Below are 18,055 nucleotides of genomic sequence, written 5' to 3' on the forward strand. Positions count from 1 at the left end.
AGGACTTAAAATGAAAATCATTTATGAAGACTTTAAGGAGGCATTATCTAAAGTAAAAGTGCTAAGAGAAAACGCTAATATAATAGAAGAAACTGTTCAAAGAAGTGTAAGAGAAATCATTAGAAATGTAAGGGAAGGGAAAGGTGAAGCTTTATCTTTCTATACAAAAAAGTTTGATGGTGTAGAGATGAAAGATTTTCGTGTAAGTGAAGAAGAAATACAGCAAGCGAGTATGTTTGTAACGAATTCATTTTTAGAAGCTTTAAAAGAGGCGAAGAAAAACATTGTTTCGTATCACGAAAAGCAAAAGAAGCACTCAATATTCGATTGTGAAAGTAAAGGCGTAATTAGAGGGCAACTCATTCGGCCGTTAGAAAATGTAGGTGTATATGTACCGGGTGGGACAGCCTCATATCCTTCTTCAGTATTAATGAATGTATTGCCGGCGAAACTCGCAGGTGTGAAAAAGATTGTAATGGTAACACCGCCGAGGAAAGGAGGAATTGATCCGCATATATTAGCTGCTGCAAATCTTGCGGGAGTAGATGAAATTTATACGATAGGTGGCGCGCAAGCAATTGCTGCTTTAGCATACGGGACGGAATCGATTCCGAAAGTGGATAAAATAGTTGGACCGGGAAATTTGTATGTCGCTCTAGCGAAGCGAGAAGTATACGGAATAGTAAATATCGATATGATTGCTGGTCCATCAGAAATTGTAGTTGTCGCGGATGAAACAGGTAATGCAAAATATATCGCAGCGGATTTATTATCGCAAGCAGAGCATGATGAGAGAGCAACGGCGATTTGTATTACAACGAATATGGAACTAGCTAAAGAAGTAGAAAAAGAGATAGAAAGACAGTTAGAAATGTTACCAAGAAGTGAAATTGCACGTGAATCAATAAATAGAAATGGAGCCATCTTTATCGTTCCTTCTTTAGAGGAGGCACTAAAGTTATCAAATGAAATTGCTCCAGAACATTTAGAGTTACATATAAAAGAACCGATGAATGCTCTAGATTATGTGAAACATGCAGGTTCTATTTTCCTTGGGTCATATGCACCTGAACCGCTCGGGGATTATTTAGCGGGACCGAATCATGTATTACCAACGAGCGGAACGGCAAGATTTTTTTCTCCGTTATCAGTCGATGATTTCGTGAAAAAATCAAGTTTTATTTCTTATACGGAGGAAGCATTAAAAAATGTACAGCATCACATTGTAGAGCTTGCAAATAAAGAAGGGTTACATGCACATGCGAGAGCAATCCAAATAAGGTTTGAGGAGGAAAAATAATGCGTCAGTCCAGTCAAGTACGTGAGACGACAGAAACAAAAATTAAATTAAATTTGCAGCTTGATGAAAGTACAAATGTATCTATTCAAACAGGGGTTGGTTTTTTCGATCATATGCTTACTTTATTTGCTAGACATGGAAGATTTGGATTGCAAGTTGAAGCAGAAGGGGATGCATTTGTCGATGCACATCACACCGTTGAAGATGTTGGAATTGTACTCGGAAATTGCTTGAAAGAAGCATTGCAAAACAAAGAGGGAATTAATCGTTACGGTTCTGCGTATGTACCGATGGATGAATCTTTAGGATTTGTCGCAATTGATATAAGTGGACGCTCATATTGTGTATTTCAAGGGGAATTAACAAATCCGAAGCTTGGGGATTTTGATACAGAATTGACGGAAGAATTTTTTAGAGCAGTTGCACATGCTGCCAATATTACATTACATGCGCGCGTTCTATACGGAAGTAATACGCATCACAAAATTGAAGCATTATTTAAAGCTTTTGGTAGAGCGCTTAGAGAAGCGGTCGAAAAAAATGCCAACATTACTGGTGTAAATTCAACGAAAGGGATGTTGTAATTGATTGCCATTATAGATTATGGAATGGGGAATATTCGCAGTGTAGAGCAAGCATTAAAATATATTGGGGTAGAGTACATTGTAACGAGTGATAAAGAAGAGATATTGAGAAGCGATGGCGTGATTTTACCGGGAGTAGGTGTATTTCCGAAAGCGATGGACGTATTAGAAGAAAGAGATTTAGTGTGTGTACTAAAAGAGGTTTGTGATATAGGAAAACCTCTCCTCGGTATATGTTTGGGCATGCAGCTTTTATTTGAACGAAGTGAGGAACTAAAAGATTGTAGCGGGTTAGGTTTACTACCAGGGGAAATTCGTAAGTTAAAAGTTTCGTATAAAATTCCTCATATGGGATGGAATGAACTAAGGAAGGAAAGAGAATTTCCGCTTTGGAATGGATTAGTGGATGGTTCTTTCGTTTATTATGTTCACTCATATTACGCGGATTGTCCAGATGAAATTGTATGCGGAGTAAGTGATTATGGAATGCAAGTACCAGGGTTTGTAGCGAAAGGAAATGTATTTGGTGCACAGTTTCATCCAGAAAAAAGTGGTGAAATTGGCATGCAAATATTAAAAAATTTTCAAGGGGTGGTAGAAGCATGGAAATCTTCCCAGCTATCGATTTAAAAGAAGGACGATGCGTTAGACTTTATCAAGGAGAGTTTAGTAAAGAAACGGTGATGAATGAAGATCCGGTAGCGCAGGCAATCATATTTGAAAAGCTTGGAGCGGAAATACTACACATTGTTGATTTAGACGGTGCAATTGCTGGCGAGTCGTTAAATTTGCCCGTCATTGAAAAAATCTGTAAGGCGGTACGTATTCCTGTGCAAGTGGGAGGAGGAATTCGTTCACTTGTAGCGGTGGAGAAGTTATTGTCAGTAGGTGTAGAAAAAGTGATTTTAGGAACAGCAGCTCTTTATGATAAGTCATTTTTAGAGGAAGCAGTTCGTCTATATAAAGAGAAAATCATTGTTGGAATTGATGCGAAAAATGGTTTCGTAGCAACGAGAGGTTGGCTTGATCTGTCTGAAATTTCTTATATTAGTTTAGCGAAACAAATGGAAAGTTTAGATGTTCAAACGATTGTGTTTACAGACATTTCGAAAGACGGGACGCTTGCAGGGCCAAATTTTGAACAATTGGCGTTACTTCAAAAAAGTGTGGGCATTCGTCTCATTGCCTCTGGAGGAGTGGCATCTATTCAAGATGTGAAAAAGTTAAATGATATGAATATATATGGTGTCATAATTGGAAAGGCGCTTTACGAGAAAACGATTGATTTAGAAGAAGTGTTACAGGTAACGAAGTTATGTTAGCGAAACGAATTATTCCATGTCTAGATGTGAAAGAAGGGCGAGTCGTAAAGGGGGTAAATTTTATAGGATTACAAGATGTCGGTGATCCGGTTGAAATAGCTGAAGCATATAACGTGGCAGGGGCAGATGAAATCGTATTTTTAGATATTACAGCGACTCATGAAGGAAGAAAAACGATTATAGATGTTGTAGAAAAAACAGCAGCTAAAGTATTTATTCCTCTTACGGTTGGCGGGGGGATTTCAAGTGTGAAAGATATGTACAATTTACTAAGAGCTGGAGCAGACAAAGTTTCAATAAACTCAGCGGCAGTGCGAAATCCGAAGCTAATCGAAGAGGGCGCAGAACACTTTGGATCACAATGTATTGTCGTGGCAATTGACGCTAGAAAAGTAGCAGAAGATAAATGGAACGTATACGTCAACGGCGGAAGAGTTGACACAGGAATAGATGCCATAGAATGGGCGAAGCGTGTTGTTAAGCTCGGGGCGGGTGAAATTTTGTTAACGAGTATGGATGCAGATGGAACGAAAAGTGGATATGATCTTCGTTTAACAGAAGAAATTTCAAAAAGTGTTTCCATTCCAGTCATCGCATCAGGAGGCTGTGGTCATACGGATCACATTATAGAAGTTTTTCAAAAGACAACAGTTGATGCAGCATTAGCGGCATCCATCTTTCATTATGGTGAGGCGACAGTGCAGAGTGTAAAGCGAAAATTAAGAGATGCAAATGTTGAGGTGCGGTTATGAAACCTAATTTTTCAAAAGGATTAATACCGGCAATTGTCATCGAAGAAGGTACGAAAGAAGTTTTAATGCTAGCTTATATGAATGAAGAAGCATATGAAAAAACGTTAGAGACGAAAAGAACATGGTTTTACTCTCGTTCGAGGCAGTCGTTATGGAATAAGGGAGAAACATCAGGGAATGTTCAATATGTGCAATCTCTATACTTAGATTGTGATCAAGATTCAATTGTTGTGAATGTGAAACAAGTAGGACCTGCTTGTCATACGGGGGAGAAGACATGTTTTCACTATCAAATTATATAGGGGGATACATATGGAAAATGCCTTTAAGTTGCTGTATAAAACAATTGAAGAACGAAAGGAAAGCCCACTTCCTGAATCGTATACAAATTATTTATTTTCAAAAGGAGAAGATAAAATTTTAAAGAAAATTGGTGAAGAGTGTGCTGAAGTAATTATCGCATGTAAAAACAATGATAAAGAAGAAGTAGTGAAAGAAATGGTTGATGTATTTTATCACTGTTTCGTTTTATTAGCTGAAAAAAATATCGCATTGGAAGATGTCATGCGAGAGGTGAAAGAACGAAATGGAAAGCTTTCGAGAATTGGGGATAGAAGGGAAATAGATACATTATAAGGGGGAATGTATATGAAAGTAGATTATCATCTTCACTTAGAAGAAGGACCGTATTCAATAGGGTGGCTTGCTAAAATAAATGAAGCGTTGGAATGTTATGAACCGCTTCAAGAAAGGCATTCTATGGATTGGCTTATGAAAACACAAGAGCGTTTGCAAAAACGTGTGAAGGAAGGGCCATTTACAACAGAATGGATAGATCTATATTTAGAAGAAGCTGTGCGAAAAGGAATAAAAGAAGTGGGAATTGTTGATCATCTATATCGTTTTCATGAAGCAAAAGGATATTATGAAAAATATGTAGATATTAGTGATTCTAAGCTCGGTCGTATACAAAAAGAATGGTTAGATCAAGTAAGGGTAGTTTCACTGTATGATTTTACAAAGGCAATTGAAGAGGCGAAAGAACGATGGAGTAAAAGAGGTGTCAAACTTAAACTTGGAATTGAAGCGGATTATTTTATTGGTTGTGAAGGAGAGTTAAAAGAATTATTAGCGCTAGGAGACTTTGATTATGTAATTGGTTCCGTTCATTTTCTAAATGGCTGGGGATTTGATAATCCAGATACGAAAGAATATTTTGAGGTGCATGACCTACGCGCATTATACGATACGTTTTTTAAAACAGTTGAGAGTGCGATTCGTACCGAGTTATTTGATATTATCGCTCATCTAGATAATATCAAGGTATTTAATTATCGATTGGATGAGAATGAACAGCTTTCTTATTATAAGGAAATTGCCTGTGCGTTAGTAGAAACGAATACGGCAACAGAAATAAATGCAGGATTGTACTATCGTTATCCTGTTCGTGAAATGTGCCCAAGTCCACTATATTTACAAGTATTAGCTAAGTATGGTGTTCCAATTACGATTTCTTCGGATGCCCATTATCCAAATGATTTAGGAAACTATGTACAAGAGAATGTACAAACATTACGAGCGCACGGTGTTACTCAGGTTGCAACATTTACGAAGCGAGCAAGAGTAATGAGGTCGCTTGAAGAAGAAGTAACAAATTCAAAATGAAACGCAATTTTTTGATGAAAACCACCCTTTTTGTTCAAAATAAGAAAGAATGAAAAGGAGGGTAAGAAATGGCGAAACAACAAAATAAACAAAATGTACAAGTTGCACAGCAACAAGCTTATACTTCTGAAACGAATGCTGCATCTCAATCGGTTATTGAGGAGCAAATTAGCGATACGGTTGCAGAAGGAACTATTGATGTGAAGCTCGGAAAAGAATCGCAGGAAAAAGCGTAAGAAGAGGGGAGAGTTGCATCTCCTCTTTTTTCATGGAAAAGTGTCGATTTTCAAAACTATAATCAAATTCCTTGGTTTTTATATGTGGATTTCTTACAATGAAATATAAGAGATATCTTATTTTCTATAGAAGAGGTGTTAGTAGTGGCAAAAATATTAGTAGCGGGAAAAATTCCGGAAATTGGATTAGAACTATTAAAAGATCATGATGTAGAAATGTACGATAAAGAGGAATTAATTTCTATAGATGAATTAACAGAGCGTGTAAAAGATAAAGATGCATTGTTAAGTTTACTTTCGACAAAGGTGCCAAAAGAAGTTATTGATGCAGCGCCTCATTTAAAGATTGTTGCAAACTATGGTGCTGGTTACGACAATATTGATTACACGTATGCGGGTGAAAAAGGAATTGCAGTAACGAATACACCGAAAGTATCAACGGAAGCGACTGCAGAATTAACATTTGCACTTCTTTTAGCAGCGGCGCGTAGAATTCCTGAAGGGGATACGTTATGTCGTACGACTGGATTTAACGGATGGGCACCGTTATTTTTCTTAGGACGAGAAGTCCACGGTAAGACAATCGGAATTATTGGTCTTGGAGAAATCGGGAAGGCTGTTGCAAAACGTGCGAAAGCATTTGGAAGGGATGTTTTATATACAGGGCCAAATCGTAAGTTTGAAGCTGAAAGTGAACTGGGAGCAACGTATGTGACGTTGGAAAAATTATTACAAACAGCAGATTTTATTACAATTAACTGTGCTTATAATCCGAAATTACATCATATGATTGATGAAGAGCAGTTTAAAATGATGAAGAAAACAGCGTATATTGTAAATGCTTCACGTGGACCAATTATGAATGAAGCAGCACTTGCTCATGCATTAAAAACGAATGAAATTGAAGGGGCAGCTCTTGATGTGTTTGAATTTGAACCGAAAATTACAGAAGAGCTAAAAGAGTTAAAGAATGTAGTACTTGCTCCACACGTAGGGAATGCAACGTTTGAAACTCGTGATGCGATGGCTGAAATGGCTGTCAGAAATATTTTAGCTGTATTAAACGGCGAAGAGCCAGTAACACCTGTAAATCAAAAGGTATTAGTCACAAAATAAAAAGAAACCTTCCGGACTCGGAAGGTTTTCTTATTTTTCTTTATTCGCTTTTTTAGACGGTCTTTGTCTAATGAATTGAGATAACATGTACAAAATATATAGTGGAATGGCAATGAATAAGAAAACAGAAAAATTGCCAAATCCTGTTTGATACATTGTAATAATGATTCCAACTAAAAATAGTGTAATAATGATGCTATATCGTGGAATTGGTACATCTTTTAAACTCGGGATACGAATGCGGCTCACCATTAAAAATGCGAACGTTACAAATACGGTAATAAGAACGATTTTTGGAATGGTATGTGAAAATAATGTTAAGAAAGCAACAAGCCCTCCCGCTGCTGTAATCGGTACTCCAGTGAAATATTTCATTGAAGTAGAAGATGGTGTTACATTAAATCGTGCTAAACGATATGCTCCGAAAAGAGGGAATAATCCCGCTATGTATAATCCGATGATTCCGTAGTTTGAGAAAGATGTGTAATACATTAAAACAGCAGGTGCTGCACCAAATGTTACGACATCTGCAAGCGAGTCGAGCTCTTTTCCCATTTGTGAATCAACACGTAATAAACGAGCAACACGACCATCAAGACTATCTAACATCATCCCGATAAGTACTAAAATAGCAGCTGATTTATAATATCCTAAAGATGCATAGCCGATTGATAAAAATCCGCTATATAAATTTCCGAGCGTAAATAAGTTTGGAATAGCTGCTCTATACAAAATCTGATCCCTTGCTTTCTGTAATAAATTCTTAATTAGTGTATGAAAGTTTACTTATTTTATCATACCATAAATTTATTCCTCATACGAAAGAAATTACCAATTTGTGAAAGATTTCATAGAAGGATGATTTAAAAATTAAGTGAAAATAAAAAGAGGAAGCAACTTGTATAAAGTTGCTTCCTTTACTATTCAAATTTCGTTGTCATCGTTCCAGTTTTATATTGATTATTAGGATCGAAACGTAATAAATCTCCATAAATTAATTTATCGGAGAGTTTTAATTCTGTTTTTGCTTTTTCAATATACGGCTGACATAGCGTCATATCAGCTTCTTCACCCGTACTTCTTTTGTAGCACATATTTTTTGTATAAACATACTCTTCAGAAACAAAGCTACCATCACGCATTACCATAAGCGGGTCTTTTTCTTTAATAAATAAGTCAGTTCCAAATTCAACGGATTTATTTGTTTTAATACCAAGTAAATGAAGGAGCGTTGGTTTAATATCAATTTGACCAGATACTTTAGAAACAACTTTTCCTTCTTGACCAGGCACATGAATAATAAGAGGAACTCGTTGTAATTGCATAGAATCGAATGGTGTAATAGTATCTTTTCCTAGGAACTGTGCCATAGCTGCGTTATGGTTTTCGGAAATACCATAATGATCACCATAAATGACAATAACGGAATTATCATACAGTCCTTCTTCTTTTAATTGTTTAATAAATAATTTAAGAGCTTCATCTGTGTAACGAACAGTTGGGAAGTAGCGGTTTACAACACCACTTTCTGAGTTGAATTCATCAACATATTGGTCTTCCGGATTTAGAAGAAACGGAAAATGATTTGTTAATGTAATAAATTTTGTATAGAACGGTTGCGGTAAAGATTTTAACTTTGGAATAGATTGTTCAAAGAACTGTTTATCTTTTAATCCCCAACCGACAGACATTTGTTCCGTTCCTGCGTAATCATTTAAATTAAAGTAACGATCATATCCAAGCGCAGGATACATTACATCCCGATTCCAAAACGTTTTATCATTTGAATGGAAGACGGCAGAAGAATATCCGTATTTCTTTAATTGTTCTGGTGTCGCTGTGTATTCGTTTGTTGCATGAGTAAAGAATACAGAACCACGATCTAGCGGATAAAGTGAGTTTTCAACGATAAATTCAGCATCAGAAGTTTTGCCTTGTCCAGTTTGATGATAGAAGTTATCGAAATAGAAACTATCCTTAATAAATTCATTTAAAAATGGGGTAATTTCTTTTCCATTTATTTTTTTATTAATAACAAAGCTTTGTGTAGATTCCATTGAAATTAAAATTACATTTTTACCTTTTGCAGCTCCAAATAAGTTTTTATCAACTTGTTTGTCTTTTGAGTCTGTATAGTTTTTGATTTCAGAAAATCCATCCCCACTTGCAAATACACGCTCAGCTGAAGACTTGGATTGAAGTGTAATATCAAATAGATGATATGTGTATAAACCTAAATTCTTTACGACAGTTTGACGGTCAAATGAGCGCGAGAACATTTGTGGTTTATAAATAACTGATACAACAATTTGTAGTGCTAATAAAGCTGTTACACCGCTAAAGAAAGTTCGCTTCTCTGAGCGGGAAAGTGGTGTTTTGTCGCCAAATGATGGGAATTTACGCGAAATAAACATTAAAATAATTGCATCTGCAAATAAAAGTAATGTTTTGTACGTAAAGAGTTCTTTTATACTTGTCCCTAAATCAGCCATATTGTTTGTTTGGAATAAAACCGGGAAAGTAACGAAATCGTTATAGAACCCATAAAACATTGCGTTTCCAAATAAAATAAATGACAGTATAAAACTGATTCCAATTATAATTCGGTTTCGGTGCTTAGATGCAAGTAAAGCTAAGCCGAAAAATAAAAGTAACGCAGCTAGTGGATTAATAAAAAGCATGAATTCTTCAAAGAAATTATCAATTTTAATATCAAATGCTAGCTTGTACACAATATATGTTTTAATCCATAGTAAAACGACTGCAACGAGTGCAAATCGCAGTTTTGGAAACAGATGTTGTAGCATAATATACTCCTCTCCTAAAAAGCATGACAGTTCTTGTGAGTCAGTTTGCTTAACGACTCATTTTATATATACGAACAGTCCTTTGTTATTATGATTATTATACTATGAGTATCATTATACGAAAATAAAAGAGAGTTGTGGGCTTTTTTATAATAATCGAGTAGAAAAAGAGTGGTGGGAGACAATAAAACAGAATTTCTATGTATGATAATTATCGTACGCAGAAAGAATCGCGTGATAATACGGAGGTTATAATGCGAAAATTATTATATTTTATAGCATGCAGTAGTGTTATACTTTTTACCTCACCGAGTGTGTCAATAGCTCAATATGATGCACCTCTTATGGAAGATGCACTTTATTCTGTTTTATTTCCAAAAATAAATAAAGCAATTGAAAAACAATATGGAAGTTTGAAACCGTATCAATGTCCTAAAATTATTAGTTTAAAAAAAGTGTATAGCGGTACATATTTATTTCAAGCAAGTATTGAAGTGACAAAGTATGAACGTGTTGCTGGGAAAATTGCTCCCCCATTTGAGAAGGTAACGATTACATTTAATAACGAAGAAGGCGAATGGGAAGTGACAAAGATTTCAGTAAAGCGCTTACCAAATGATACAAAATTAAACTGTAAAAAAACAATATAAAAAATTGTTTGACAAATAAAATGGTCCTTTGGTATTGTTAATAGCAACAATTAGATGTTTGAAAATTAAATAGACTTACCTCATCTACTCTCAAAGGTAGAGGCCGCGATAGGAAAGAGTAAGCTATGGGAGATTTCATGGAATCTGTGATCATAGGCTGAAAGGGACTATTGCCGAAATATAAGAATAACCATCTTATTCATATATTGGGACTACATTGAATAAATGTAGTACTGTCATAAGATTTATTTTATGGAGAGCTATTTGGAGATGTTGATGCGGTTTCTTATTTTGAGGAGATAACAACTCGTTTATTTTTTCAATATATATTTTTCCTAATAAGAAACGCGTGTGAACATTGTTCCGCGCGTTTTTTGTCTATCTAAAAGCGTGCTGCAATGAATAGAAGATTGGGGTTATGAGTTTTAGAGGAAATAAGGGAGGAATTTAAATGTATTTACACGGCACAAGCCGAATTAATGGGCAAGGACACTTAGAAATTGGAGGGTGCGATACGACGCAGCTAGCAAAGCAATACGGAACACCACTTTATGTATACGATGAAGAGTCTATTCGAGGAAAATGCCGAGCATTTCATCGTGCTTTTAAAGAAAGTGGTTTCTCTTATCAAGTAGCATATGCAAGCAAGGCGTTCTTGTGCATGGAGATGTGCCGAGTAGCTCGTGAAGAGAATATGTCATTAGACGTTGTTTCTGGAGGAGAATTATATACTGCGCTCCAAGCAGGATTTCCAGCATCACGTATTCATTTTCATGGAAATAATAAAACAGAAGAAGAGATAGTGATGGCTCTTCAGGCGAATATCGGTTGTTTTGTCGTAGATAATTTCTTTGAATTAGAAGTTTTACACGATTTAGCGATGCAACATGGAAAGTTTGTGAACATATTAATTCGTGTAACGCCTGGAGTAGAGGCGCACACACATGAATATATTACAACAGGCCAAGATGATTCGAAATTTGGATTTGGCGTTTCAAACGGTCAAGCGATGCAGGCAATTGGATTTGCTTTACAAAAATCCAATTATAATGTGCTAGGGATTCATTCACATATCGGATCGCAAATATTTGAAACAGCTGGCTTTGTTCGAGCGATTGAAGTTCTTCGCCAATTTTTAGAAGAAGTGAGAGAGCAAACAAACTATGTAGTAAAAGTGTTAAATGTAGGCGGGGGATTTGGAATACGCTACACAGAGTCGGATACACCGTTAACTCTTGAGACATATGTGCGAGCTGTAACAAGTGCAGTGAGAGAACAATTTACTGTATGTGAATATCCATTGCCAGAAATATGGATTGAACCAGGCCGTAGCATTGTAGGTGATGCTGGGACAACAATTTATACAGTTGGATCTGTGAAAGATATTCCTGGTATTCGGAAATATGTATCAGTCGATGGTGGAATGACAGATAATTTAAGACCTGCTTTATATAGTGCGCGTTATGAAGCAATGTTAGCGAATCGAGGGAATGATGAGAATGAGGAACTCGTTTCGATTGCGGGGAAATGTTGTGAGAGCGGAGATATGTTGATTTGGGATATTCATTTACCGAAAGTCGCTTCTGCTGATTTACTAGCAGTTTCCTGTACAGGAGCCTACGGGTACTCGATGGCGAATAATTACAATCGGATTCGAAGACCAGCCGTTGTCTTTGCAAAAGGCGGAACATCGCAAGTAGTTGTGGAACGCGAAACATATGAAAATATTATTGGGAACGATCGCATACGTATTAAAGAGCTTGTTTAAATAGAAAAAGGAGTTGTTCGGATGGGCAATTCCTTTTTTGTAAAATAAAATAATTAAAATATATCGGAAAACTAGGATTGAAAAAAATCAGAATTGTGATAAAATACAAATACAAAGCTTATCAAGAGAAGCGGAGGGAACTGGCCCGAAGAAGCTCGGCAACCTGCTTATAGAAAGCAAGGTGCTAAATCCAGCAAAATGGAATCCATTTTGAAAGATAAGGTAAAATATATTACCGAACAGTCTTTTCGAAATGGGAAAGATTTTTTTTATGAATAAAAAGGGGGGCTGTTCGCGTGGGTGTACGGGAACATTTTGATGAAGTATCCGAGAAGATTGAAGCGATGCTTGCTGATATGAAATATGGCTCAATTACAATTGTTGTGCAAGATGGAAAAGTAATTCAGTTAGAGAAAAGTGAAAAAGTACGCTTAAAGTGAAAAGCGCTGACTAGAAAAACTAGAGGCGGTTTTAACCTATTTTCATTAGGTTAAAACCGTCTTTTTGCTTTTACAGGGGGAAAAAACATGTTGACGTATGAAACGTGGGAAGAAAATGTTGTTTCGTTTTCGGAAGAAGATGAAACAAAAGGCGCGTTATCAGTATTAAATTGGGCTTATGAAGAGTATAAAGATGAAATCGTCTACGCATGTAGCTTTGGGGTGGAAGGTATGGTATTACTGCACCTTATAAACCAAGTAAATCCATCTGCTAAAGTTGTATTTTTGGATACAAATGTTCATTTTCAAGAAACATATGAATTAATTCAAAGAGTGAGGGAACGATTTCCTTCATTGAATATTATAGAAAAGCAGCCAGAACTTACACTTGATGAACAGGCGAAGTTGCATGGTGAAAAACTGTGGGAGAGCAATCCGAATCTTTGTTGTAAGATTAGAAAAATTTTACCTTTAGAAAAATCATTAGTCGTGGAAAAAGCATGGATATCGGGCTTAAGAAGGGAACAATCAGAAACACGTAAGCATACAAAGTTTATAAATCAAGATCATCGTTTTCAATCTATTAAAGTTTGTCCACTCATTCATTGGACGTGGAAAGAAGTTTGGCGATATGTATACAAACATAGCTTGCCGTATAACCCGTTGCATGATGTTGGCTATCCAAGTATTGGGTGTGAGAAATGTACTTTACCTGTAGGGGATGGTGGCGATTCAAGAGATGGTAGATGGGCTGGGAAAGTGAAAACCGAATGTGGTCTTCATTATCAATAAGATGAATCTTGAAATAAAGCTAAGAGGGGATATAGAAAATGAGCACAGTAAACGAATTAGTAAACCGTATAGATGAGACATATAATATATCACAAATTGAAAAAGAAATTAAATTAGACAACATTGCTTTAAGTGATTTAGAACTATTGGCGACAGGTGGATATAGCCCGCTTACTGGTTTTTTGGGGAAGGAAGATTATGATTCAGTCGTAGAAACGCTTCGTTTAGCAAATGGTAGTGTGTGGAGTATACCAATTACATTACCGGTAACAGAAGAAGTCGCAGAAAGCCTGAAGACCGGAGAGGAAGTAAAGCTTGTCAACAATGGAAATATATATGGTGCTATTCAAATAGAAGATATTTTCGTACCAGATAAAGAAAAAGAAGCGTTACTTGTATATAAAACAACGGATGAGGCTCATCCAGGAGTGAAAAAATTATATGAACGACCAAACGTTTACGTTGGAGGAACTATTATTCTAACAAAACGCTTTGAAAATAATCAATTTCCTTCTTATCATTTAGACCCAATTGAAACGAGAGAAGAATTTAAAAAACGTGGGTGGAAAACAGTAGTCGGATTTCAAACGAGAAACCCGGTACATCGTGCCCATGAGTATATTCAAAAATCTGCTCTTGAAATTGTAGATGGTCTCTTTTTAAATCCACTCGTTGGAGAAACGAAATCGGACGATATTCCTGCTGATGTAAGAATGGAAAGCTATGAAGTACTCCTTCAAAACTATTATCCGAAAAATCGTGTCTTTTTAAGTGTATTTCCTGCTGCAATGCGTTACGCAGGACCAAGGGAAGCGATATTTCATGCGTTAGTAAGAAAGAATTTTGGATGTACCCACTTTATTGTAGGACGTGATCATGCCGGAGTAGGAGATTATTACGGAACATACGAAGCGCAAGAAATCTTCACGAATTTTACGATAGAAGAGTTAGGCATTACACCACTATTCTTTGAACATAGTTTTTACTGCACGAAATGTGAAGCGATGGCTTCAACGAAAACATGCCCGCACGGAAAAGAAAATCATGTTATTTTATCAGGTACGAAAGTAAGAGAATTATTAAGAAACGGTGAGATTCCGCCAAGTACATTTAGTCGTAAAGAAGTAGTAGAAGTGCTAATTAAAGGTTTAAAAAAAGAAGTAGTAACAGAATAGGGAGAGAACGAGATGGATACGAATATTACTTGGCATACAGCTTCGGTTTCAAAAGATGAGAGAAGAGTGAAGAATGGACATCACAGTTTTGTAATTTGGTTTACTGGTTTATCAGCTTCGGGTAAATCTACAGTAGCGAATGCGGTCGCTCGTAAATTGTTTGAAAAGAATATTGGAAATTATGTGCTGGATGGGGATAACATTCGCCACGGTTTAAATAAAGACTTAGGATTTTCTGAAAGTGATCGCATGGAAAATATAAGACGTATTGGCGAAGTGGCAAAGTTATTTGTAGATCAAGGAACAGTTGTCCTTACAGCATTTATTTCACCATTTCGAGTAGACCGCAAACAAGTAAGAGATTTATTAGCGGCAGATGAATTTATTGAAATTTTTGTGAAGTGTCCGATTGAAGAGTGTGAGAAACGTGATCCGAAAGGGCTTTATAAAAAGGCAAGAAAAGGTGATATTAAGGATTTCACAGGTATTGATTCGCCTTATGAAGAGCCAGAGCAAGCAGAATTAATTGTAGAAACGCACAAATATTCTATTGAAGAATGTGCAGAACAAATCGTGCAGTACTTACAAGAGCGTAGTTTTATCCCGCTATTTGCCGGGAAGTAAAATTCCTACCTCAAAGTTCGGTTGGGATCGGGCTGCCCGTAAATACCCGATTGGTTAAGGCTAATAATCAGCGTGGGATGAACAAAACTCTACTGATTAAAGTTTCACTTTATATAGGGGGATTTAAAAATGAGTTATGAAAAAGTATGGGCTAACAATGAAAAACTAAATCAAACGGAGAAAAATAAATTAGAAAAAGATGGATTAGAAATTTTTAATGATATTCCTTACTATGCGGAAAATGGATTTGAATCTATTCCGAAAGAAGAGTGGGATGCCTTTAAATGGGCAGGATTGTATTTACAACGTCCAAAAGAAGCTGGTTATTTTATGATGCGGGTAAATATTCCGTCAGGGATTATTACAAATGCGCAGGCAGAAGTACTTGCTTCTATCGCTGAGGATTATGGACGTGATGTAATAGATATTACTACGAGACAGGCGATTCAGTTTCACTGGTTAGAAATTCAGCAAATTCCAGATATTTTTAAAAGATTAGCAAGAGTTGGATTATCTTCAGCGGGGGCTTGTGGTGATATAACGCGGAATATTACAGGTAATCCGCTTGCTGGAATTGATGCAAATGAACTATTTGATACGACACATATTGTGAAAGAGGTATATGACTATTTCCAACATAATGAAGAGTTTTCTAATTTGCCACGTAAATTTAAAATGTCTATTAGTTCTAATATTTATAACTCAGCAAACGCAGAGATTAACTGTGTTGCATTTACACCTGCTACGAAAGAAATAGATGGTGAGAAAAAAGTTGGTTTTCATATAAAAGTAGGCGGAGGATTATCAGCCCGTCCATATTTAGCTGATGAATTAGATGTGTTCGTTTTACCAGAAGAAGTGAAGGCCGTGGCAATTGCGATTGCTACTATATTCCGTGATTTTGGATATCGTGAGAAACGTCATTTAGCCCGTTTGAAATTTCTTGTTGCGGACTGGGGAGCAGAGAAATTTAAAGAGAAACTAATAGAGTATACAGGGCCTTTACAAAGTAAAGGGGAAAGTGCACTCAAAGGATGGAATGCAGGCTATTTTTATGGTGTTCAAGACCAAAAACAAGAGGGATTAAAATATGTAGGTTTTAATGTACCGGTAGGTCGTTTACATGCAGAAGAAATGTTTGAGATTGCAAGAATCGCAAAGCAATATGGAAATGGACAAATTCGTACATGTAATTCACAAAATTTCATTATTCCGAACGTTCCTCCGGAAAATGTAAAAGGATTACTTAGTGAACCGTTGTTTGAAGCGATATCTGCAAGCCCAAAATCATTTATTGGTCATGCGGTTTCATGTACCGGTATTGAATATTGTAATCTTGCACTAGTAGAAACGAAAGAAAGATTACGAAAAATTGCAGAATACTTAGATACACAAATTGCACTCGATGTTCCAGTTCGAATTCATATGGTAGGCTGCCCGAATTCATGTGGTCAACGTCAAATTGCTGACATTGGGTTACAAGGGGTGAAAATGAAAACGAAGGAAAAGGGAATTGTTGAAGCATTTGAGATATATGTAGGTGGAACGTTGTTAGATGGCGGTGCCTACAATCAAAAGTTAAAAGGAAAAATAGATGGCGAGGATTTACCTGATGTACTCGCATCATTTATAAGTTATTTCAAAGAGAATAAATTACCAGCCGAAACATTTTATGATTTTGTAGGGCGTGTTGGTGTAGACACATTACAAATAGCGTTAAATAACGTGTTAGAAGAAGTCATAGCGTCTTAGGGGGGACAATATGGATTTATATCGATTTGAAGCTGTATTAGTGAGTGATATTGTTCCGATTGTTGTTGTTGCTCAAAGTGAAGAACAGGCATTTAAGCTTGCGGAGATTGAGCTTGAAAAACATTTCTTACCGTTGCCAGAGGTAAAAGAGATTTCTTTGTTTGAAAAAAAGAAGATTCGAAAAGGTGCAGCATTTGTTATTCATGAGTAGAGATTAGTAATACGAAAAAATAAAAACTTCCATTCTTATATACGAATGGAAGTTTCATTTTAATAGTAGAAATGAGGAGAGATGATGGGGAAGGTTTATATTGTTGGAGCGGGTCCTGGCGATCCAGATTTAATTACTGTTAAAGGGTTGAAATGTATTGAGAAGGCAGATGTTATTTTATACGATCGCCTTGTGAATAAAGAGCTGCTTTCACACGCAAAGCCTGACGCGGATTTAATTTATTGCGGGAAACTCCCGAATTATCACACGATGAAGCAAGAAACAATTAATACATTTCTTATTAAGTATGCGAAAAAAGGGAAAGTTGTAACGAGGCTTAAGGGCGGCGATCCATTTGTATTTGGTAGAGGGGGAGAAGAAGCGGAAGCATTAGCAAAGCAAGGTGTACCATTTGAAATCGTCCCAGGTATTTCGTCTGGAATAGCTGCACCTGCTTATGCTGGTATTCCAGTGACGCACCGTGATGCAAGTGCAAGTTTTGCTATTGTGACTGGGCATAGGAAAGAAGGTGCTGAAGAAGAAGTGAAATGGGAAAGTTTAGCGAAAGGTGTAGAGACTTTAGCCATATATATGGGGGTTATTAATTTGCCCTACATATGTGAGCAACTTATGAAGCATGGAAAAGATAAAAGTACGCCAGCTGCTATTATTGAGCAGGGGACGACGTCTATGCAACGTACAGTTGTTGGGACATTAGGAACAATTGTAGATGTTGCGAAAAAAGAGCAAATTCAAAATCCGAGCATGATTGTAATTGGAGAAGTTGTCCGTTTTAGAGAAAAAATCCATTGGTTTGAGAAGCAAACGGAAAATGCTTATCAAGTAAGTGGAGTGTTGTAA

Annotated in this window: 21 protein-coding genes and 2 riboswitches; of the genes, 19 read left to right on the forward strand and 2 right to left on the reverse strand. The window is 36.5% G+C overall.

Annotated elements, in window-relative coordinates; genetic code table 11:
- Positions 1 to 10: 10 nt before the first annotated feature.
- The 10 genes from hisD (at position 11) to ACQRBL_RS06840 (ending at position 6,975) form a co-directional block, all read left to right on the forward strand.
- Positions 11 to 1,300 (forward strand): histidinol dehydrogenase, encoded by a 1,290-nt coding sequence (gene hisD, locus ACQRBL_RS06795; RefSeq protein ID WP_000692519.1) that lies wholly within the window; start codon positions 11 to 13, stop codon positions 1,298 to 1,300.
- Positions 1,300 to 1,884, forward strand: coding sequence for an imidazoleglycerol-phosphate dehydratase HisB (gene hisB / locus ACQRBL_RS06800; protein ID WP_001249954.1), 585 nt, complete (start codon positions 1,300 to 1,302; stop codon positions 1,882 to 1,884). Before hisD ends, hisB begins: the two co-directional genes overlap by 1 nt.
- Entirely contained in the window at positions 1,885 to 2,514 is a 630-nt protein-coding gene (hisH, locus tag ACQRBL_RS06805) for an imidazole glycerol phosphate synthase subunit HisH (RefSeq protein WP_411995793.1), read from the forward strand.
- A complete protein-coding gene (hisA, locus tag ACQRBL_RS06810; protein ID WP_000402295.1) occupies positions 2,487 to 3,206 on the forward strand; it encodes a 1-(5-phosphoribosyl)-5-[(5-phosphoribosylamino)methylideneamino]imidazole-4-carboxamide isomerase in 720 nt (239 codons plus the stop codon). The genes hisH and hisA overlap by 28 nt, the downstream gene beginning before the upstream one ends.
- The gene (gene hisF, locus ACQRBL_RS06815) at positions 3,200 to 3,958 is read left to right on the forward strand and encodes an imidazoleglycerol phosphate synthase cyclase subunit (RefSeq protein WP_097961297.1); all 759 of its coding nucleotides are present in this window, start codon (positions 3,200 to 3,202) and stop codon (positions 3,956 to 3,958) included. The genes hisA and hisF overlap by 7 nt, the downstream gene beginning before the upstream one ends.
- On the forward strand, positions 3,955 to 4,260 hold the full coding sequence (gene hisI / locus ACQRBL_RS06820) for a phosphoribosyl-AMP cyclohydrolase (protein WP_000803964.1): 306 nt from the start codon (positions 3,955 to 3,957) through the stop codon (positions 4,258 to 4,260). The genes hisF and hisI overlap by 4 nt, the downstream gene beginning before the upstream one ends.
- Before the next feature lie 10 nt (positions 4,261 to 4,270).
- Positions 4,271 to 4,594 carry a phosphoribosyl-ATP diphosphatase gene (gene hisE / locus ACQRBL_RS06825; RefSeq protein ID WP_000426354.1) on the forward strand — a complete coding sequence of 108 codons (324 nt, stop codon included), beginning with the start codon at positions 4,271 to 4,273 and terminating at the stop codon, positions 4,592 to 4,594.
- 12 nt (positions 4,595 to 4,606) lie between these two features.
- On the forward strand, positions 4,607 to 5,623 hold the full coding sequence (locus tag ACQRBL_RS06830; protein ID WP_153591921.1) for a histidinol phosphate phosphatase domain-containing protein: 1,017 nt from the start codon (positions 4,607 to 4,609) through the stop codon (positions 5,621 to 5,623).
- Positions 5,624 to 5,691: 68 nt separating this feature from the next.
- The gene (locus ACQRBL_RS06835) at positions 5,692 to 5,859 is read left to right on the forward strand and encodes a DUF4025 domain-containing protein (protein WP_001118893.1); all 168 of its coding nucleotides are present in this window, start codon (positions 5,692 to 5,694) and stop codon (positions 5,857 to 5,859) included.
- Positions 5,860 to 6,003: 144 nt separating this feature from the next.
- Positions 6,004 to 6,975 (forward strand): NAD(P)-dependent oxidoreductase, encoded by a 972-nt coding sequence (locus ACQRBL_RS06840; RefSeq protein ID WP_411995792.1) that lies wholly within the window; start codon positions 6,004 to 6,006, stop codon positions 6,973 to 6,975.
- Positions 6,976 to 7,005: 30 nt separating this feature from the next.
- On the opposite strand, the gene pssA is transcribed toward ACQRBL_RS06840, so the two are convergent.
- Both pssA and ACQRBL_RS06850 read right to left on the reverse strand, forming a co-directional pair.
- Complete coding sequence (pssA, locus tag ACQRBL_RS06845; protein ID WP_000285417.1) at positions 7,006 to 7,707, reverse strand: CDP-diacylglycerol--serine O-phosphatidyltransferase; 702 nt, start codon at positions 7,705 to 7,707, stop codon at positions 7,006 to 7,008.
- Positions 7,708 to 7,895: 188 nt separating this feature from the next.
- Positions 7,896 to 9,782, reverse strand: a complete 1,887-nt coding sequence (locus ACQRBL_RS06850) for an LTA synthase family protein (protein ID WP_000939084.1) — start codon at positions 9,780 to 9,782, stop codon at positions 7,896 to 7,898.
- Between the two features lie 254 nt (positions 9,783 to 10,036).
- On the opposite strand from ACQRBL_RS06850, the gene ACQRBL_RS06855 reads away from it, so the two are divergent.
- The 9 genes from ACQRBL_RS06855 to cobA all read left to right on the forward strand — a co-directional run bounded on the left by ACQRBL_RS06855 (position 10,037) and on the right by cobA (position 18,055).
- Positions 10,037 to 10,432 carry a DUF3888 domain-containing protein gene (locus ACQRBL_RS06855; RefSeq protein WP_001228820.1) on the forward strand — a complete coding sequence of 132 codons (396 nt, stop codon included), beginning with the start codon at positions 10,037 to 10,039 and terminating at the stop codon, positions 10,430 to 10,432.
- A gap of 89 nt (positions 10,433 to 10,521) precedes the next feature.
- A riboswitch (Lysine riboswitch) is annotated at positions 10,522 to 10,703 on the forward strand.
- 180 nt (positions 10,704 to 10,883) lie between these two features.
- Entirely contained in the window at positions 10,884 to 12,200 is a 1,317-nt protein-coding gene (lysA, locus tag ACQRBL_RS06860; protein ID WP_000280643.1) for a diaminopimelate decarboxylase, read from the forward strand.
- Between the two features lie 115 nt (positions 12,201 to 12,315).
- Positions 12,316 to 12,424, forward strand: a riboswitch (SAM riboswitch).
- Positions 12,425 to 12,496: 72 nt separating this feature from the next.
- The gene (locus tag ACQRBL_RS06865) at positions 12,497 to 12,640 is read left to right on the forward strand and encodes a YezD family protein (protein ID WP_000538896.1); all 144 of its coding nucleotides are present in this window, start codon (positions 12,497 to 12,499) and stop codon (positions 12,638 to 12,640) included.
- A gap of 87 nt (positions 12,641 to 12,727) precedes the next feature.
- The gene (locus ACQRBL_RS06870) at positions 12,728 to 13,432 is read left to right on the forward strand and encodes a phosphoadenylyl-sulfate reductase (RefSeq protein WP_000959018.1); all 705 of its coding nucleotides are present in this window, start codon (positions 12,728 to 12,730) and stop codon (positions 13,430 to 13,432) included.
- Between the two features lie 38 nt (positions 13,433 to 13,470).
- Positions 13,471 to 14,607, forward strand: coding sequence for a sulfate adenylyltransferase (gene sat, locus ACQRBL_RS06875; RefSeq protein WP_411995791.1), 1,137 nt, complete (start codon positions 13,471 to 13,473; stop codon positions 14,605 to 14,607).
- Between the two features lie 12 nt (positions 14,608 to 14,619).
- Positions 14,620 to 15,231 (forward strand): adenylyl-sulfate kinase, encoded by a 612-nt coding sequence (gene cysC / locus ACQRBL_RS06880; RefSeq protein ID WP_000380507.1) that lies wholly within the window; start codon positions 14,620 to 14,622, stop codon positions 15,229 to 15,231.
- 129 nt (positions 15,232 to 15,360) lie between these two features.
- The gene (locus ACQRBL_RS06885) at positions 15,361 to 16,983 is read left to right on the forward strand and encodes a nitrite/sulfite reductase (protein WP_000119611.1); all 1,623 of its coding nucleotides are present in this window, start codon (positions 15,361 to 15,363) and stop codon (positions 16,981 to 16,983) included.
- Positions 16,984 to 16,993: 10 nt separating this feature from the next.
- Positions 16,994 to 17,194, forward strand: coding sequence for a DUF3906 family protein (locus tag ACQRBL_RS06890; RefSeq protein WP_000366918.1), 201 nt, complete (start codon positions 16,994 to 16,996; stop codon positions 17,192 to 17,194).
- Positions 17,195 to 17,278: 84 nt separating this feature from the next.
- A complete protein-coding gene (gene cobA / locus ACQRBL_RS06895) occupies positions 17,279 to 18,055 on the forward strand; it encodes a uroporphyrinogen-III C-methyltransferase (protein WP_098256721.1) in 777 nt (258 codons plus the stop codon).

Origin of the sequence: Bacillus sp. AF62 (genome assembly GCF_050312695.1) — a bacterium.
Taxonomy (GTDB): domain Bacteria; phylum Bacillota; class Bacilli; order Bacillales; family Bacillaceae_G; genus Bacillus_A; species Bacillus_A cereus.

Coding starts and splice junctions, on each gene's coding strand:
- hisA (WP_000402295.1), top strand. CDS start 2,487: ATGGAAATCTTCCCAGCTATCGATTTAAAAGAAGGACGATGCGTTAGA.
- sat (WP_411995791.1), top strand. CDS start 13,471: ATGAGCACAGTAAACGAATTAGTAAACCGTATAGATGAGACATATAAT.
- ACQRBL_RS06870 (WP_000959018.1), top strand. CDS start 12,728: ATGTTGACGTATGAAACGTGGGAAGAAAATGTTGTTTCGTTTTCGGAA.
- ACQRBL_RS06855 (WP_001228820.1), top strand. CDS start 10,037: ATGCGAAAATTATTATATTTTATAGCATGCAGTAGTGTTATACTTTTT.
- ACQRBL_RS06885 (WP_000119611.1), top strand. CDS start 15,361: ATGAGTTATGAAAAAGTATGGGCTAACAATGAAAAACTAAATCAAACG.
- hisE (WP_000426354.1), top strand. CDS start 4,271: ATGGAAAATGCCTTTAAGTTGCTGTATAAAACAATTGAAGAACGAAAG.
- ACQRBL_RS06890 (WP_000366918.1), top strand. CDS start 16,994: ATGGATTTATATCGATTTGAAGCTGTATTAGTGAGTGATATTGTTCCG.
- cobA (WP_098256721.1), top strand. CDS start 17,279: ATGGGGAAGGTTTATATTGTTGGAGCGGGTCCTGGCGATCCAGATTTA.
- ACQRBL_RS06835 (WP_001118893.1), top strand. CDS start 5,692: ATGGCGAAACAACAAAATAAACAAAATGTACAAGTTGCACAGCAACAA.
- hisD (WP_000692519.1), top strand. CDS start 11: ATGAAAATCATTTATGAAGACTTTAAGGAGGCATTATCTAAAGTAAAA.
- cysC (WP_000380507.1), top strand. CDS start 14,620: ATGGATACGAATATTACTTGGCATACAGCTTCGGTTTCAAAAGATGAG.
- hisB (WP_001249954.1), top strand. CDS start 1,300: ATGCGTCAGTCCAGTCAAGTACGTGAGACGACAGAAACAAAAATTAAA.
- lysA (WP_000280643.1), top strand. CDS start 10,884: ATGTATTTACACGGCACAAGCCGAATTAATGGGCAAGGACACTTAGAA.
- ACQRBL_RS06850 (WP_000939084.1), bottom strand. CDS start 9,782: ATGCTACAACATCTGTTTCCAAAACTGCGATTTGCACTCGTTGCAGTC.
- hisI (WP_000803964.1), top strand. CDS start 3,955: ATGAAACCTAATTTTTCAAAAGGATTAATACCGGCAATTGTCATCGAA.
- hisF (WP_097961297.1), top strand. CDS start 3,200: ATGTTAGCGAAACGAATTATTCCATGTCTAGATGTGAAAGAAGGGCGA.
- ACQRBL_RS06830 (WP_153591921.1), top strand. CDS start 4,607: ATGAAAGTAGATTATCATCTTCACTTAGAAGAAGGACCGTATTCAATA.